Raw genomic sequence first — 16,790 nt, 5'->3', positions numbered from 1 at the left:
AAGGGGCGCGGCCGGGGGAACATCCCCGAGCGCGCGGAGCCCCCGACGAAGGAGGGGGCGAGCACGGTCGGGGATGTGAGCCCGGCTTGAGCGCCCCGGAGGTGAACCGAGCCCTAAAAACAGCACAGCCCGCCCCCCTCCCCGGGGACGGGCCGTGCCGGCAGGACGAGTGGGCGTTACTAGAACGCGGCCTCGTCCAGGTCCATCACCGAGTTGTCGACGGCCTCGGCGAGTGCGCGCTCGGCGGAGACGCCCGGCAGGACGTTCGCGGCGAAGAACTTCGCGGCCGCGATCTTGCCCTGGTAGAAGGAGACGTCCTTGGGGGTGGCGCCGGCGGCCAGCTTCTCGGCGGCGACGGCGGCACCGCGCAGGAGCAGGTAGCCGACGACGACGTCGCCGGAGGCGAGCAGCAGGCGGGTGGTGTTGAGGCCGACCTTGTAGATGTTCCGCACGTCCTCGCCGGTGGCGGTGAGGTCGGTGATCATCGTGCCGACGATGGCCTCCAGGTCGACGGCCGCCTTGGCGAGCGCGTCGCGGGCGACGGCCAGCTCCTCGCCGCCGGTGCCGACCGCGAGGAACTTCTTGATCTCCTCGGAGAGGGCGTTCAGGGACGCGCCCTGGTCGCGGACGATCTTGCGGAAGAAGAAGTCCTGGCCCTGGATGGCCGTGGTGCCCTCGTAGAGGGTGTCGATCTTGGCGTCCCGGATGTACTGCTCGATCGGGTACTCCTGGAGGAAGCCGGAGCCGCCGAAGGTCTGGAGCGACTGCGCGAGCTGCTCGTAGCCCTTCTCGGAGCCGTAGCCCTTCACGATCGGGAGCAGCAGGTCGTTCAGGCCGTGCAGCGCCTTGACGTCCTCGCCGGCCGCTTCCTTGATCGCGATCTCGTCCTGCACGGAGGCCGTGTAGAGGACGAGGGAGCGCATGCCCTCCGCGTACGCCTTCTGCGTCATCAGTGAGCGGCGGACGTCGGGGTGGTGCGTGATGGTGACCTTGGGCGCGGCCTTGTCCATGAAGTTGGCCAGGTCGGTGCCCTGGACGCGCTCCTTGGCGTACTCCAGGGCGTTGAGGTAGCCCGTGGAGAGGGTGGAGATCGCCTTCGTGCCGACCATCATGCGGGCGAACTCGATGATGAGGAACATCTGGCGGATGCCCTCGTGCTTGTCGCCGATGAGCCAGCCCTTGGCGGGGTGCTGGTCGCCGAAGGTCATCTCGCACGTGTTGGAGGCCTTGAGGCCCATCTTGTGCTCGACGTTGGTGGCGTAGGCGCCGTTGCGGGCGCCGAGCTCGCCGGTCTCCCAGTCGAACTCGTACTTCGGGACGAGGAAGAGGGAGAGGCCCTTGGTGCCGGGGCCGGCACCCTCGGGGCGGGCGAGGACGTAGTGGAGGATGTTCTCCTCCATGTCGTGCTCACCGGAGGTGATGAAGCGCTTCACGCCCTCGATGTGCCAGGAGCCGTCCTCCTGCTGGACCGCCTTGGTGCGGCCGGCGCCGACGTCCGAGCCGGCGTCGGGCTCGGTGAGGACCATGGTGGAGCCCCAGCGCTTCTCGACCGCGATCTGGGCGATCTTCTTCTGCGCCTCGTTGCCCTCGTTGTAGAGGACGCCGGCGAAGGCCGGGCCGGAGGAGTACATCCAGATGGCCGGGTTCGAGCCGAGGAGCAGCTCCGCGTAGGCCCAGACGAGGGAGCGCGGGGAGACGGTGCCGCCGATGCCCTCGGGGATGCCGAGGCGCCAGTACTCGGAGTCCATGAAGGCCTTGTAGGACTTCTTGAAGGAGGCCGGGACGGGGGCGGTGTTCGTCTCCGGGTCGAAGACCGGCGGGTTGCGGTCGGCGTCGGCGAAGGACTCCGCGAGCTCGTTCTCGGCGAGACGGCGGATCTCGTCGAGGATGCTCTTGGCGGTCTCGACGTCCATCTCCTCGAACGGACCGGTGCCGTACACCTTGTCGCGGCCGAGGACCTCGAAGAGGTTGAACTCGATGTCGCGGAGATTCGACTTGTAGTGCCCCATGGCGACGGCTCCGTAAAGGCTCGGGGAGGCAGGTTCCTCGTACACGTACCAGCGAGTAGCAAAACGCTCTCTCCGATGATGCTACCCACCGGTAATAAGGGCAACCCCTACCGGGCAATCTGTGACGCAGTAGGCTCAGGGCCCATGTACGGCTACGACCCGAATCCGGGTGCCCAGCAGCAGTACGCCCCGCCGCAGCAGGGGTACGCGCAGCAGCCTCCGCTCTATCCGGAGCCCTCGCCTCCGTCTCTCGCCGACGCCGTACGCGCCTTCACGACCGGCACCCTCGCGGCCGAGGACTTCCAGCAGATCTTCGCGACCTCCAAGGTCTACTGCCCGCGCGGCGACAACCCCGGCTTCCTGGCCCTGCACAACACCCAGCAGCCGGTCATCCCGATGTTCACCTCGCTCAAGGAGCTGCGGCGGTACGCGGGCAAGGAGTCGAAGTACTTCGTGATCACCGGCGCCGAGGTGATCGACCTCCTGCCGACCGGGTACGGCTTCGTCCTCGACATGGAGGGTGACCACCGCATGGTCTTCGACGCGAAGGCCGTGGAGCAGATGGTCGACTTCGCGATGCGCCGGATGTACGGCTGACCGATCCTTGACCCCATGGGGCGCCCGGGAGGAATTCCTCCCGGGCGTTCTGCGTTCCGAGTGGCAGGAAGTTCATTGTTCAACTAAACTGGTCGCACAAGGAGGTCCCGCCATGCCCGCTGTGACTGTCGAGAACCCGCTCACCCTGCCGAGCGTCGCCGCCCCGGCCGACGCCGTCTCCCGCCCCGTGCTCGCCGTGACCACGGCCCCGTCCGGCTTCGAGGGCGAGGGATTCCCGGTGCGACGCGCGTTCGCCGGGATCAACTACCAGTACCTCGACCCGTTCATCATGATGGACCAGATGGGCGAGGTGGAGTACGCCCCCGGCGAGCCCAAGGGCACGCCCTGGCACCCCCACCGCGGCTTCGAGACCGTCACCTACATCATCGACGGGACCTTCGACCACCAGGACTCCAACGGTGGCGGCGGCACCATCACCAACGGCGACACCCAGTGGATGACAGCAGGCAGCGGTCTGCTTCACATCGAGGCCCCGCCGGAGTCCCTCGTCGTCAGCGGCGGACTCTTCCACGGGCTCCAGCTCTGGGTGAACCTGCCGGCGAGCGACAAGATGATGGCCCCCCGCTACCAGGACATCCGCGGCGGCCAGGTCCAGCTGCTCACCTCCCCCGACGGCGGTGCGCTGCTCCGTGTGATCGCGGGCGACCTCGACGGCCACGACGGCCCCGGCATCACCCACACCCCGATCACGATGATCCACGCCACCCTGCGGCCGGGCGCCGAGATCAGCCTGCCGTGGCGCGAGGACTTCAACGGCCTCGCGTACGTCCTCGCCGGCCGCGGCACCGTCGGCGCCGAGCGCCGGCCCGTCCACATGGGCCAGACCGCCGTCTTCGGCAAGGGCGGCGTGCTCACGGTCCGCGCGGACGAGAAGCAGGACGGCCACACCCCCGACCTGGAGGTCGTGCTCCTCGGCGGGCAGCCGATCCGCGAGCCCATGGCGCACTACGGCCCGTTCGTCATGAACACCCAGGCCGAACTCCGCCAGGCCTTCGAGGACTTCCAGGCCGGTCGCCTCGGCACGATCCCGGCCGTCCACGGCATGGGGGAGTAGACCGGCGGCCGCTCGGCGCACAGGAAGGACGCGCGCCGAGCGGCCACTGACGGGGCGTCACCCGTACGGCCGTCAGCGCGCGACGACACGCCGACGGGCGTGGTCCGGTGGACGGGTGCAGACGACCCGAGCACTCCTCCCCGAACCCGCCCGTCGCTTCGCCGCCTGGTGTGTCGTGCTGCTGCTCGCCGCGGGGGTCGCCGCCGTCGGCATCTGGCTGTGCGTCGTCTTCAAGACCGTCGTCACCCCCGTCCTGCTCGCGATCCTCGGCACCGCCCTCCTCGGCCCGCTCTACCGGCGGCTGCTGAGCATGAAGGTGCGGAAGTCGCTCGCCGCCGCGATCACCGTCGTCGCGGTCGTCACGGTCGTCGGCGGCGCCACGTACATCGTCGTCCTCGCGCTCATCGACACCGGCGACCAGATCGTCGCCTCGCTGCGGCAGGCCGCCGAGGACATCGCCAAGCACCTCGGAGCGGCCGGGACCTCGCTCGACGACCTCGCCAGGAACGCCGAGAGCCTCCTCAAGGAGTTCGGGGGGACCGCCGCCTCCGGGGTGATCTCCGGGCTGAGCGTCGTCGGCGAGATGCTCGCCACCGCCGTCCTCGCGCTGCTCCTGATCTTCTTCTTCCTGAAGGACTCCGACCGGGCCGCCGGCGCCCTGCGCTCCCTCGCTCCCCGCGCCACCGGCGACCTCGTCGAGGCCATGGCCCGTCGCGCCTTCGAGGCCGTCGAGGGCTTCATGCGCGGCACCACCTTCGTCGCCCTCGTCGACGCCGTCCTCATCGGCGTCGGACTGCTCGTCCTCGACGTGCCGGGTGCGGTGGGGCTCGCCGCGCTCGTCTTCGTCACCGCCTACATCCCCTACCTCGGGGCCTTCCTCTCCGGCGCCGTCGCCGTCCTCGTCGCCCTCGCCGACCGGGGCTTCGTCATCGCGCTGTGGGTGTTCGGCATCGTCCTGGCCGTCCAGGTCCTGGAGGGGAACGTGCTCCAGCCCCTCGTCCAGAGCAAGACCGTCCAGATGCACCCCGCCGCGGTCATGCTCGCGATCACGGCGGGCGCGTCCGTCGCGGGCATCCTGGGCATGCTGCTCGCCGTACCGCTGACCGCCGCGGCGACGGGGGTGCTCGGCGAACTGCGGTCGCGGTACGGGGCTCCCCGCCCGGACACCCCCTAGGGGGGCCGCCATGCCGGTCAGGCCGTCGCCATGCCGCCCGGCTCGAAGGAGGCAAGCATCTGTTCGAGGGCCGCCTGGTCGGGCCCGACGAACGGGTCGCAGTCCGGGGCCATCGCGAGCGTCTCCAGCATCCGGTCGGTCATCCGCACGGCCGGCGGCAGATGCGTGCACAGCACGATCTCGGGGTTCATCTCCCGCAGCGGCGCGATCGTCGCCCGGTACTTCTCCGGGTCCACGATGTGCACCCACGGGCTGTCGATCGAGGCCCACAGCAGCTGCGTCTGCCGCAGGTCCTCCGGCTTGAGGTCGCTCGCGTGCCCGCTCTCCGCGATCTCCGCGCTCGGCATCGGGCCGCCGAAGCAGTCGGAGCTGAAGCAGATCCGGGTCCGGTCGTCGTAGAAGCCGACGGTGGCGGGGTTGTCGAAGAGCGGCGGCCGGAAGGCGTGCAGGGTGCGGTCGCCGACGTCGAGGGACTGGCCGGGGTTGAGGAAGTACACCCGGTCCATGGGCAGCGCCCGCTCGGTCATCATGATGCCGAAGCCGATGAAGGTCGTGACCACGCGCGCGTCCGGGGCCGCGTCGAGCAGGTCGAAGATCCCGCCCGTGTGGTCGCGGTCGGGGTGGGTGAGCCAGATCCAGCGCACGTCCGCCGGTTCCATGACCTCGCCGAGCGACGCGACGAAGTCACGGTCCTCGACGGAGAGGCCGGTGTCGACGACGACCGGTTCGGCGGCGGTCAGGACGAAGGCGTTGGCGGGGATGTGGCCGACCCCCGGCGCTTCGAGGCTGTCGGCCAGCACGGTGGTGTCGCTGCCGACCTTGTGGATGTCCATGGCACGCTCCGTGGTCCCCCCGGGCGGCCGTACGACACCAGTCTGCGCCGTACGGATGTGCGGCGCGCGACGAGGACCGGGCCAGGACGCCCGCTCGGGCCTGTCCGGCGGATCAGGGCCGGACGCCCGCTCGGGCCTGTCCGACCCCGATCCGCCGGACACCCCCTACCCGCAGCAGCCCTTCCCCGACGGGGTCTCGTTCAGTTCGAACCAGATCGACTTGCCGTCGCCCCGCGGGTCGACGCCCCACGCGTCCGCCAGCATCTCCATCAGGACCAGGCCGCGGCCGCTCGACGCCATCTCGCCCGGGTGGCGCTTGTGCGGCAGCTCGTCGCTCGAGTCGGAGACCTCCACGCGCAGCCGCCGCGCCTTCTCGGCGCAGGCGACCTCGGCGACCAGGAGCGCGTCGCCGTCGGTGTGGACGAGGACGTTGGTGACCATCTCGGAGACCATCAGGACCGCCGAGTCGAGCTGCTCCTCGTCCGACCAGTCGTGCAGCAGCTGGCGCAGCTGCTCGCGGGCCTCGGCGATCCGCTCCGGCTCGGCCTGGGCGATCGTCATGAGGGTGCGGCGCGGGGCCTCAAGGAGCGCGCCTGCGGGCCGGCGGGAGAGCAGCAGGACCGCGATGTCGTCCTCGCGGCGGTCGGCGAGCGGGCCCGTCGTGTGGTGCGAGCCGGGGCCGTGGACGGCCTCGACGAGGGTGTCGGCGAGCTGCTCCAGGTCCTGGCCGTCGTGGGACTCCAGGAGCTTCCTGACCCGCTCCCAGCCGCTGTCCAGGTCGTGTCCGCCGGTCTCCAGGAGGCCGTCGGTGCAGATCATCAGGGTCTCGCCGGGGTCCAGGGTGAGACGGGTCGTGGGGTAGTCGGTGTCGGGGACGATGCCGAGCGGCAGGCCGCCGGCCGTGGGCCTCAGGAGAACCGTTCCGTCGTTCATCCGTACCGCCGGGTCCGGATGTCCCGCCCGTGCGATGTCGACCGTGCCCGTCTCCAGGTCGACCTCCAGGTAGAGGCAGGTCGCGAAGCGCGGGCCGCCGTCCTCCTCGTCGTCGCCGTCCGTGATCCCGTACAGGAAGCGCGAGGCCCGCGAGAGCACCGCGTCCGGCCGGTGGCCCTCGGAGGCGTACGCGCGCAGGGCGATCCGCAGCTGCCCCATCAGGCCCGCCGCCCGCACGTCGTGGCCCTGGACGTCGCCGATGACGAGGGCGATGCGCCCGGCGCCGTGCCCGCCCGTGCGGGAGGTGCCGCCGGGCAGCCGGATCATGTCGTACCAGTCGCCGCCGACCTGGAGCCCGCCGCCGGTCGGCACGTACCGGGCGGCGACCTGGATGCCGGGGATGCCGGGGCCGAGGACCGGCATCATCGTCCGCTGGAGCCCCAGGGACAGCTCGCGCTCCGACTCGGCCACCCCGGCGCGCGCGAGGGCCTGCGCGAGCATCCGCGCCACCGTCGTGAGCACCGAACGCTCGTCGGGCGTGAAGGCCACCGGGTGCTTGAAGGCGGCCATCCAGGCGCCCATCGTGCGCCCGGCGACGACCAGCGGCACGAAGGCCCAGGAGCGGCGGCCGAAGCGCTGGGCGAGCGGCCAGGTGGTGGGGTAGCGGCGCAGGTACTCGTCCGGCGTCGGCAGATAGATCGCGCGCCCGGTCCGGACGACCTCGGCCGCCGGGTAGTCGGTGTCGAGCGCCATCGACGAGAACGGTCCCTCGTCGCCCTGGCTGTGCCCGTGGTGGCCGATGACGGTCAGCCGGTCGCCCGCCACCCCGAAGACGGCGAGGCCGTCCGGGGAGAAGCCGGGCATCGAGAGGGAGGCGGCCACCCGCAGCACCTCGGCCGTCGAACGGGCCTCCGCGAGCGCCCGGCCGGCGTCGAGCAGGAAGGCCTCGCGGGAGCGGCGCCAGTCGCCGGTGATCGGGGTGTGCGCGGCGGTGCCGGGGAGCTGCTCGGCGACCTCCTGGAGGGTGCCGACCAGCTGGTAGTCGTTGCCGTCGATGAGCGGCTTCGACCTGCTCCGTACGGTACGGATCACCCGCCCGTGTCCGTCCATGATCCGCAGCCGGGCCTCGGCGAGGGTGCCCTCGGCGACGGCCAGGTTGACGACCCCGTCGATCTCGTTCCAGTCGACCGGGTGAAAACGGGAGCGTACGGCCGCCTCGGTGAGCTGTTGGGACTCGGCGGGCAGCCCGAGCAGCCGGGCGGCTTCGGCGTCGAGCGAGACGATCCCGGAAGCGTTGTCCCAGCGCCACAGGCCGGTCGCGATCGCGGCCAGGACGTCCTCGGTACGCATTGCCCCACTTTATGAATATCGGACAGCAGGTCGCCACCGAGAGTATTCGAAAAGGGATCATGGGCAGGCCGGTACCCTGGGTGGGTCTGTCTGCGTGTCCTGTGACTTACGTCCCGTGAGTGACGGCGTGCGGTGACGGCCACCCATCCCAAGATCCCGAAGACTGGATGAACGACGATGCATCGGTACAGGTCCCACACCTGCGGCGAGCTCCGCGCCTCTGACGTCGGCACCGACGTCCGGCTGAGCGGCTGGCTGCACAATCGGCGCGACCTGGGCGGCATCCTCTTCATCGATCTGCGCGACCACTACGGCATCACGCAGCTCGTCGCCCGCCCCGGCACCGCCGCGGCCGAGGTCCTCGACAAGCTGACGAAGGAGACCGTCGTCCGCCTCGACGGCAAGGTCGTCTCGCGTGGCGCGGAGAACGTCAACCCCGAGCTCCCCACCGGTGAGATCGAGATCGAGGCCGCCGAGGTCGAGGTCCTGGGCGCGGCCAAGCAGATCCCGTTCACCGTCAACACCGACGACGGCGTGAACGAGGAGCGGCGCCTGGAGTACCGCTTCCTCGACCTGCGCCGCGAGCGCATGCACCGCAACATCATGCTGCGCTCCGCCGTCATCGCCTCCATCCGCTCCAAGATGGTGGCCCTCGGCTTCAACGAGATGGCGACCCCGATCCTCGCCGCGACCTCCCCCGAGGGCGCCCGCGACTTCGTCGTCCCGTCCCGTCTGAACCCGGGCAAGTTCTACGCGCTGCCGCAGGCGCCGCAGCAGTTCAAGCAGCTGCTGATGATCTCCGGCTTCGACCGCTACTTCCAGATCGCGCCCTGCTTCCGCGACGAGGACGCCCGCGCGGACCGCTCGCCGGGCGAGTTCTACCAGCTCGACGTCGAGATGAGCTTCGTCGAGCAGGAGGACGTCTTCCAGCCGATCGAGAAGCTGATGACGGAGATCTTCGAGGAGTTCGGCGGGGGCCGTCACGTCACCTCCCCGTTCCCGCGGATCCCCTTCCGCGAGTCGATGCTCAAGTACGGCAACGACAAGCCCGACCTGCGCACCGCGCTCGAGCTCGTCGACATCTCGGACGTCTTCGAGGCGTCGGAGTTCAAGGCCTTCGCCGGCAAGCACGTCCGCGCGCTCGCCGTGCCGAACACGGGCGACCAGCCCCGCAAGTTCTTCGACGCGCTCGGCGACTTCGCGGTCTCCCTCGGCGCGAAGGGCCTGGCCTGGGTCCGCGTCGGCGAGGTCCCCCTCAGCCTTGACGGCGAGGGAGGTGCCCCCATCGCCCTCACCGGCCCCATCGCCAAGTTCCTCACCGAGGAGAACGTCAAGGTCCTCACCGAGCGCCTCGGCCTGGAGCCGGGCCACGCGATCTTCTTCGGCGCGGGCGAGTTCGACGAGGTCTCCAAGATCATGGGCCCGGTCCGGGTCGAGGCCGCCAAGCGCGCCGGCCAGTTCGAGGAGAACGTCTTCCGCTTCGCGTGGATCGTCGACTTCCCGATGTACGAGCGGGACGAGGAGACCGGCAAGATCGACTTCTCGCACAACCCGTTCTCCATGCCGCAGGGCGGCATCGAGGCCCTGGAGACCCAGGACCCGCTGGACGTCCTCGGCTGGCAGTACGACATCGTCTGCAACGGCATCGAGCTGTCCTCCGGCGCGATCCGGAACCACGAGCCCGAGATCATGTTCAAGGCCTTCGAGATCGCGGGCTACTCGCGCGAGACGGTCGAGCACGAGTTCGCGGGCATGCTCCGCGCCTTCGAGTACGGCGCCCCGCCGCACGGCGGCATCGCCCCGGGCGTCGACCGCATCGTCATGCTCCTCGCGGACGAGCCCAACATCCGCGAGACGATCGCCTTCCCGCTCAACGGCAACGCCCAGGACCTCCTGATGGGCGCCCCGACCGAGCTGGACGAGTCCCGCCTGCGCGAGCTGAACATCCAGCTCCGCAAGCCGGTCGAGAAGGCCGCGGAGAAGCCGGCCGACGGCCGCCCGGTCACGGAGGCCGTCCACCCGGACGCCGCCCGCTAAGCCGGCAGTTGTGCGAAAGGGCCCGGAACCGCACGACGGTTCCGGGCCCTTCGTCATGCGTACGCACTCGGAAACGCGGCACATCCGACTACGCCGAAGCCTCGGGGTCGACACAGCGCCGCGTCGTCATACCGCGCCGAGTCGGCGGAATTCATGTGTGGCGCGGGGAAACAAGGACGAGAGGATGTTCGACTGAAGCTCTCTGTCAAGAGAAGAAGCGAGGAATTGCGTGCAGGATACGGAGAAATACTCCCATCGGTCGCCGCGCGCCTCGTTCACCATGACGGTCCATTGGTCCGGATCAAGGTCGGGTCGAACGAGCCAGTAGAGGCATTCTCCGTTGTCCGTGGTCGCCCATGGGATGACTCGGGACCCCTCGATATGCAATTCCGTCGGCTTCTTCTCGAATTCCCATAGGCCTTCCAGGTCTTCGGCTTGGTGCTCCGCCCATGCGATGAGGTCATAGTTCTCGTTGGGGCAACCGGGCTCGAGTACGTACAGATAGTCGTCCCAGTTACTCCCTCCGTAGACACGAATGAGCTCCTTGTAGTCGGCTGGCAGCTCAACCCCAAGGGTGTGCTCGATCTCGTCCCATTCTTTCCGGCGGACCTCGCTCGGCACTGGGGCGATTTCGAAAAGACGCGCAAGGGCGTTGGTCGTGGAGTGGATGCGATCCGCCCCTCTTTGGTTGGGTAGGAAAGCAGTATTTCCGGGCGAGGCCGCGGAGTCCTCGCCGTCCCCCGGGATGCGGGCGGGAGCCAGGAGCCAATTCCGTCGCGACGTGTCGATGCGCCAGTCCACTGGGTCGGAGTCGTGGCGACAGCCCGCTCGATGCGCCGGAGCTTCTCGGCGCTCGGTTCCTCGAACCTCCAGCCCAGGAAGGGAACCTGGTGGTACCCGTACTCCGGGTGGCGCCCGCCGCTGACCCGCAGCCACCTCAAGGACCCCAGCCCGCTGAGCGTCTCCCCGGCCAGGTAGAAGAGCTTCGACACGGGCCGGATCTCCTTTCCCTCACCCGTCACAGAGAGCGTGACCGTGACCGCCAGGGCGGCACACCAGGACATCCCCGGACCCGAGCCCGGTGAGGGGGCCGCCGGACAGGTGGAGCAGCACGGAGTGCGGGGCGTCCATGAACTCCACGGGTCGCCCTTTCTCGATCCGGTCCACTGTGAACCTTTGCGGATCGTCGCCCTCTTCGAGGACGAATGACTGCCCGGTCCGGACGATGCCCCCGATGACCCGAGCGATGCAGACCCCTCCGTAAGGGGGCTGACCTGCTCCACGGAATGGATCTGGAGCTTGTCGAGTTCCTTATCGTCCATCTGATGGGTAGGCCTATCAAGGGAGGTGTGGAAGGAGTTTCATCCAGGCTCGAGTCTCCTGGAACACGGGGTCACCCTCTTTCAGGAGCGCGTGAAGGGGAAGCAGCGGAGTCAGCATGTTCTTGATCCGGCGTAGTTGGAGCATCCGCTCCCGGGGTGCTGACCGCCAATCCTCGGTGAGCCGCTCGGCCGCCTCCAGCGAGACTCCCAGGTTCCGCAGGATCTCCGAGCAGAGGGCGGGGAGGTCCCGCGCCGCATCGGAGTCGCTCACCCCGAACTCCAGGATCATGCAGGCACGCGCGCGGGCGGAGTCGGCCGTCGTCTGCTGGGGCGTCTGGCTCCGCGCCATTCCGGAGATCGCGGAGAGGGCGAGGCGTCCCCAGCGGAGCCTGGTCTCGCGCGCGAGGGCAGGGGACTGCATGCGGCCGACCGCGAGAACCCTCAACTGCACCCAGTGCTCCAGCGGCCAGGCCTCGACCGCAGGCGTCAGCAGGTAACGTTCCAGCTCCGCCGGCGAAGACGCGTCGAGGAGCCGCCCGGGGATCCCGTCGCCGAGAGTAGCGATCATCCTCGCTCCGCCGCCTCGCTCCGTGTTCCGGACCAAGCTTTGGATCCTCTCCAGCAGCTCGCTGTCCGTCAGTTCGCCGGCCTCTCTGAGTTCAGGGTCGGGTGTGTAGTCCTCAAGCACCATGAACACCCGGTCCAGAAGCTCCGCCAGGTCTCCGCTCGCCCGTTCGCCGTGTGCCGGCGAGGCCGGTCTCGGTGGGCTGACGTGGTACCGCCGTCGACGTGCGCCTCGGCCGGGCCCGACGGGCTCGCGGATGTCCTCAGCCTCCGAGGATGTCCATAACGTAGTCGCCGAGCTCTCCCGGAAGTTTTTCGACATCGAGGGTCCGTAGCGGCGCAACCATCTCCGGCTCGGCCAGGGAGCCGAGCTGCTCGTCGAACCGCCCGGCGTCGTCCGCCCCACCCGGCGGCCCGCCTCGTCGTGCGTGAACGAGAGCGTGCGGCCGTTCACCGTCTCGGAGACGAGGCGGCCGTAGCGGTCACGGAGGCGCTGCAGGGTCGCATCCGGGCCCGTCGCCGTCGCCAGTTGGTCGAAGACGTCGAACTCGTACGTGCTGACCGCGCCGGCGGCGTCCTTGCGGACGATTCGGCCGAGGCTGTCGCGCTCCAGCTGGATCGTCTGGCCGAGTCCGTTCGCGCGGGACGTCAGTCGGGCCGCCGCGTCGTAGGCGTATCCCAGCGTCCGGTCGTCGAAGTCCGTCTCCGTGACCAGTCGGCCGGCCGGGTCGTAGGCGTAGTCCCACGTCAAGCCCTGCGGGTCGGTCACCCGCGTCAGTCGCAGGTTCGTGTCGTGGGAGAACTCGTAGCGGACTCCGTCCGGGCCTGTGCGGGACGTCAGCAGGTCGAAGTCGGTGTACGCGAAGCGGGTCGTGCCGCCCAGCGCGTCCGTGTGGCTGAGGCAGTTGCCCTCGCCGTCGTACGTCCAGGACTCCACCGTGCCATCGGGCGCGGTACGCCGGGACGGCCGGCCCTCGACCGTCCACTCCAGGCGGGTGACCGCGCCGAGGGGGTCGGTGACGCGGACCGTACGGCCGAAAGCATCTCGTTCGTAGTGGGTCGTGGCACCCAGTGGATCGGTGATCTCGACGGGGAGGCCGCGGGCGTCCAGGACCAGGCGGGTCGTGGCGCCGAGCGGGTCCGTCACCGACGTGAGTCGGCCCGACTCGTCGTACGCGAACTCCGTCCGGCCTCCCGAGGGGTCCGTCACCGACGTGCGGTTGCCGCGCTCGTCGAAGGTCTGGCGGGTGACATTGCCGTCGGTGCCGACGATCCGTATCGGGAACCCGTCCTCGTCGTACTCGGCCCGCGCCCGCCGCCCGTCCGGGCGCTCCACCACCGTCACGCGGCCCTGCTCGTCATAGGTGGTGCGGCTGACGTGGCCCAGCGGGTCCGTGCGGGACAGGAGTCGGTTGTGGCGGTCGTGCTCGAAGCGGGTGACCGCGCCCAGTGCGTCGATCTCGGCGACGACCTGGGAGCGCTCGTTGATCAGGTGTCGTGAGGTGTGCCCCAGGCCGTCGGTGAGGGTGGTGACGCGGAGCCCGGTCGCCGGGTCGACGTCGTCCCAGGTGAAGGTGGTTTCGAGGTGTCCGTTCGTGCCTGACTGGTAGGTGCAGCGGTCCTGGTCGTCGTAGACGTAGTCGAAGCGGCTGTTGTTCGTGTCGGTCCACGAGGTGATGCGGCCGTGCTCGTCGCAGCCGAAGCGCAGGGGGCGGCCTGAGGAGTTGGTGACCTCGGTCAGATGGCCGTCCGTGTAGCCGTAGCGCAGGATCTCCTGGTCGGAGCCGTCCGTCGCCGCCCCCGCGAGGGCGAGGGCGGTCACCCGTCCTTCGCTCGTCGTCAGCTTCAGGTGGTAGCCGCCGTGGTGGACGATCGCCGTCGGGGCGCCCGACTCGTCGTACTCGAAGGTGATCCAGCGGCCGTTGCGGTCGTCGATCTGGGCCAGGAGCGCGAGCTCGTCGCCGTGGTCGGTGAAGTGCCGGACCGTGCGGGTGTCGGGGTCGGTGATCGTGTAGCCGTCCTCGACCCGGTCCAGTGGCCACTGACGGCCGTGCGTGGGCATGACCGGGACACCGGGCGCCGGGTGCGGATAGGCCAGCAGGCTGCCCTCGTCGCAGCTGAAGACGATGCCCTCCGAGTCGATCTCCAGCCTCTGGTCCACCGTGCTCGACCACGTCGGACCGAACCAGCGTCCCGAGCGGCGCGAGGAGTCGAAGCCGCGCCGGAAGACGAGAGGGAGCGAGCCGGGCAGGGCGATGTCGGTCTGCGGCAGCAGCATCCGCCCCGTGGCGATGTCGATGGGATCCCGCTCGCACCGCGTCTCTTTGCCCGTCTTGCAGGTGCTGGGCGGGTTCTTCTCCTGATCCCCACGGCTGCCACCGTCCGGCGTCTTCCCGTCGGGCAGGTGCTTGGTGCCGTTCAGCCCGGCGCGCAGGCCGCTCCGCACCACCCCCGCGCCCTTCGTACCGATCAGCTCGGGGAGCAGCCGGCCGATGAACTCCGACGGGTCGCCCTTCGCCGCGTCCCAGGCGCTCTTCAGCGCCCTGTCCGGGTTCGCCACCGTGGACACCAGGCCGGCGAGCGTCATGTTGACGCCCTTGTAGTACTCGGCCGGATGGGTCAGGTTGTACGGGTCCACCGGGTTGACCGAGCGGACGAAGTTGAGCAGACCCGCCGCGCCCTTGACGACGCCACCGCCGACGTGGGCCAGCTCGATGCTCTGGCCCAGGCTGTAGTCCGCCAACTCGAGCAAGGCCTTCTCACGGCCCGTCGGCTCCTTGGGCGCGTGGGCGAGCGCGGCGCTGACCGCTGCCTTCGCGGTCTCCCCGGCCTCGTTGCGTGCCGTCCGCGCGTCGTTCAGGATCTCGCGGGCCCGGGCCCGCTTGGCCTTGCCGGGGTCGGTGAAGACCCCGGGATCCGGCAGCGGGCTGTCGCCGGTGCGTGCCGCGTTGTAGGCGTCGACCTTCTTGTTGTACGTGTCGACGGCCGACTTGGAGTCCTGGTCGCCTTCCTTGTACAGCGCGATCGCCTCACGCGCCTTGCCCTGCGCGCTCACGATCGCCTTGGAGTACGTCTCCAGCGCCTTGGCCGCGTTCTCCATGGCGTCCGCCGCGTGCAGCCAGTCGGTCGGCAGGGTGTGGAACTTCTCCCGGAACGCGTTGGCCGCCTCGCCCTTCCAGTGACTGGCGTCCAGCTTCTTCATCCCGCCGCCGACCAGGTCGAACGCCCTCTGGAAGTCCCGCAGGTTCTTCACTGCCTCGGCGATCTTCTCGGGCTTGCCGTGGACGAGTTCGTCCGCATCCTCGGTCTGCCCGAGCTGCTGCTCCCCGATCTCCGCACCGAGGGAGGAAGCGGTCTGGTCACCCCAGTCCTCGACCGCGTCCGCCCAGTCGCGCGCCCCCAGGCTCTCCAGGCCCTGGCCGGTCTTGTCGGTCACATAGTCGACGCCCTCGCCGAGGCCCTCCTTGGCCTTGTCGATGCCGTCACCGATCTTGTCGATCGTCTTGTCGGCCAGACCGCCCCAGTCGATCCCCATCAGTCGTTCGTCCCCCGACGCGGCTGTTCGGCCTGGTCGATGGTCGCCTGGTCGGGATCGAGCAGCTCCTTGAGTTCCTCGGTCATCCCGTCCCGCTGCTTCGGGTCCAGCACACCCGAGCGCTCCAGCCCGTCGAGCATGGAGTCCTCGACGTCGTACGTGGTGTTCTGCCAGGTCTGCTTGACCTCTTGATGGGCGTCGCTGAACGACTCCGGGTCCCAGTTCGCGTTGTCCCACATGTGCTGGTCACGGATCGTGTCCCAGCGCATCTTCTTGACGTCGTCCTCGGACAGGTGCGGGTTCCCGTTGAGGGAGTTCACGCCGATCTTGATCGAGTCCTTGATGTACTGCTCCTGCTCCGCGAACGAGCCCGCGGACAGGCCGACCGCCTGCGCGAACCCGTTCCCCTGCAGGGTCAGCGCACGGACGCCCCACTCCCACCGTTCGCAGAACGTCTCGAACTCCGACGTCAGGCCGCCATGCCCCAGCTCAAGCCCGGACAAGGCCAGATCGGAGAACCCGCGGCCCGCCGACGCCTGGCCGACGAAGCCGAGCTCCTTCAGCTCGGCATGGGCCAGGTCGATGCCCTTCGCTATCGCCGCCAGCGCTGCCGCCGGCGCCGCGAGATCCGGCTCATTCCCGCTCATCGTGCCCCCGCCTCCCCGTCTTCCCCGAGATCGACCGCCACCTCATCCGGGACGATCCCCGCCACCGGCGGAAACAGCGCTCCGTCCGCACTGCCCGCGTCGAGCGCGACCCCGCCGGGCCCGGGCAGCATCGGCACCATCACGTCGAGCAGCCGAGCGCCCAGAACCGTCCGGTACGTCCACTCGCGCCCCGCCTCACTCCGCGCGACCGCGAACCGCGCCAGCGCATCCTCGTCCGAGAACGCGCAGATCCACCGGACCCCGTTGAAGTCCGCGGTCCACATGCTTTCGGAGTCGTCGAACGGCACCAGCACGGCGGTACGCCGGAACTCCCCCAGCAATCGCGCGAACTCCCGCCGCGCCACCGCCACCTCGTCGCCGGCCTCGGACTCCGGACCAGGCCCGGCCTCAGGCTCCGGCACGGTCCGTGCGGTCGGGGGCGCTGGAGCCGCCTCCGGTTCCGGCACTGTCACCGGAACTGAACCGTCCGCCAACTCAGCCAGCCTCGAAATCCGTTGAGGCTCCGGTACGTCGTCCCCGTTCCCAGTCACTCACGCATGCTGCCACGCACCCGTTCACACGAGCAACGAACAAAGATCCGACCCCGTCAGGTCGGGCGGTCGACGCGCAGGGGCCCGGGGACAGATGTCGTCCCCGGGCCCCTTCCATACTCCCCGCCGGTTCTACTCGTCCACGAAGATCTCTTCGGCCGAG

General features: G+C 69.6%; 12 protein-coding genes. 5 read left to right on the top strand and 7 right to left on the bottom strand.

The genetic code is table 11. The features are described 5' to 3' along the window. Positions 1-179 precede the first annotated feature (179 nt). Entirely contained in the window at positions 180-2,009 is a 1,830-nt protein-coding gene (locus OG361_RS19670; RefSeq protein ID WP_405855307.1) for an acyl-CoA dehydrogenase, read from the bottom strand. A gap of 144 nt (positions 2,010-2,153) precedes the next feature. On the opposite strand from OG361_RS19670, the gene OG361_RS19665 reads away from it, so the two are divergent. The 3 genes from OG361_RS19665 (at position 2,154) to OG361_RS19655 (ending at position 4,855) form a co-directional block, all read left to right on the top strand. Next, on the top strand, positions 2,154-2,606 hold the full coding sequence (locus tag OG361_RS19665; RefSeq protein ID WP_384560686.1) for an SseB family protein: 453 nt from the start codon (positions 2,154-2,156) through the stop codon (positions 2,604-2,606). 112 nt (positions 2,607-2,718) lie between these two features. Further along, complete coding sequence (locus tag OG361_RS19660) at positions 2,719-3,681, top strand: pirin family protein (RefSeq protein WP_384560685.1); 963 nt, start codon at positions 2,719-2,721, stop codon at positions 3,679-3,681. A gap of 115 nt (positions 3,682-3,796) precedes the next feature. Beyond that, on the top strand, positions 3,797-4,855 hold the full coding sequence (locus tag OG361_RS19655; RefSeq protein WP_405855304.1) for an AI-2E family transporter: 1,059 nt from the start codon (positions 3,797-3,799) through the stop codon (positions 4,853-4,855). Positions 4,856-4,872: 17 nt separating this feature from the next. Here OG361_RS19655 and OG361_RS19650 read toward each other — a convergent pair whose 3' ends face one another. Both OG361_RS19650 and OG361_RS19645 read right to left on the bottom strand, forming a co-directional pair. Beyond that, positions 4,873-5,688, bottom strand: coding sequence for an MBL fold metallo-hydrolase (locus OG361_RS19650; RefSeq protein ID WP_405855302.1), 816 nt, complete (start codon positions 5,686-5,688; stop codon positions 4,873-4,875). Positions 5,689-5,853: 165 nt separating this feature from the next. Further along, on the bottom strand, positions 5,854-7,971 hold the full coding sequence (locus OG361_RS19645) for a SpoIIE family protein phosphatase (protein ID WP_405855300.1): 2,118 nt from the start codon (positions 7,969-7,971) through the stop codon (positions 5,854-5,856). Between the two features lie 177 nt (positions 7,972-8,148). Between OG361_RS19645 and aspS the strand changes: the two genes are divergently transcribed. Beyond that, entirely contained in the window at positions 8,149-10,008 is a 1,860-nt protein-coding gene (gene aspS / locus OG361_RS19640; protein ID WP_405855298.1) for an aspartate--tRNA ligase, read from the top strand. A 126-nt stretch (positions 10,009-10,134) separates the two neighbouring features. On the opposite strand, the gene OG361_RS19635 is transcribed toward aspS, so the two are convergent. Next, a complete protein-coding gene (locus OG361_RS19635; protein ID WP_405855296.1) occupies positions 10,135-10,809 on the bottom strand; it encodes an SMI1/KNR4 family protein in 675 nt (224 codons plus the stop codon). 12 nt (positions 10,810-10,821) lie between these two features. Between OG361_RS19635 and OG361_RS19630 the strand changes: the two genes are divergently transcribed. Further along, entirely contained in the window at positions 10,822-10,986 is a 165-nt protein-coding gene (locus OG361_RS19630) for a hypothetical protein (protein ID WP_405855294.1), read from the top strand. Between the two features lie 360 nt (positions 10,987-11,346). Here the strand turns inward: OG361_RS19630 and OG361_RS19625 are convergent, their stop codons facing one another. From OG361_RS19625 to OG361_RS19615, 3 genes are read right to left on the bottom strand one after another with little or no spacing between them, the layout of a single operon-like run. Further along, positions 11,347-15,429 (bottom strand): putative T7SS-secreted protein, encoded by a 4,083-nt coding sequence (locus OG361_RS19625; RefSeq protein ID WP_405855292.1) that lies wholly within the window; start codon positions 15,427-15,429, stop codon positions 11,347-11,349. Continuing rightward, the gene (locus OG361_RS19620; protein WP_405855290.1) at positions 15,429-16,076 is read right to left on the bottom strand and encodes a hypothetical protein; all 648 of its coding nucleotides are present in this window, start codon (positions 16,074-16,076) and stop codon (positions 15,429-15,431) included. Before OG361_RS19620 ends, OG361_RS19625 begins: the two co-directional genes overlap by 1 nt. Beyond that, the gene (locus tag OG361_RS19615) at positions 16,073-16,627 is read right to left on the bottom strand and encodes an SseB family protein (protein ID WP_405855288.1); all 555 of its coding nucleotides are present in this window, start codon (positions 16,625-16,627) and stop codon (positions 16,073-16,075) included. Before OG361_RS19615 ends, OG361_RS19620 begins: the two co-directional genes overlap by 4 nt. Between the last annotated feature and the right edge of the window lie 163 nt (positions 16,628-16,790).

It is taken from the genome of Streptomyces sp. NBC_00090, assembly GCF_045160815.1.
Classification (GTDB): Bacteria; Actinomycetota; Actinomycetes; order Streptomycetales; family Streptomycetaceae; genus Streptomyces.
Note: the sequence above shows the minus strand (reverse complement) of the source record. Positions and strands in the feature narration are given on the sequence as shown.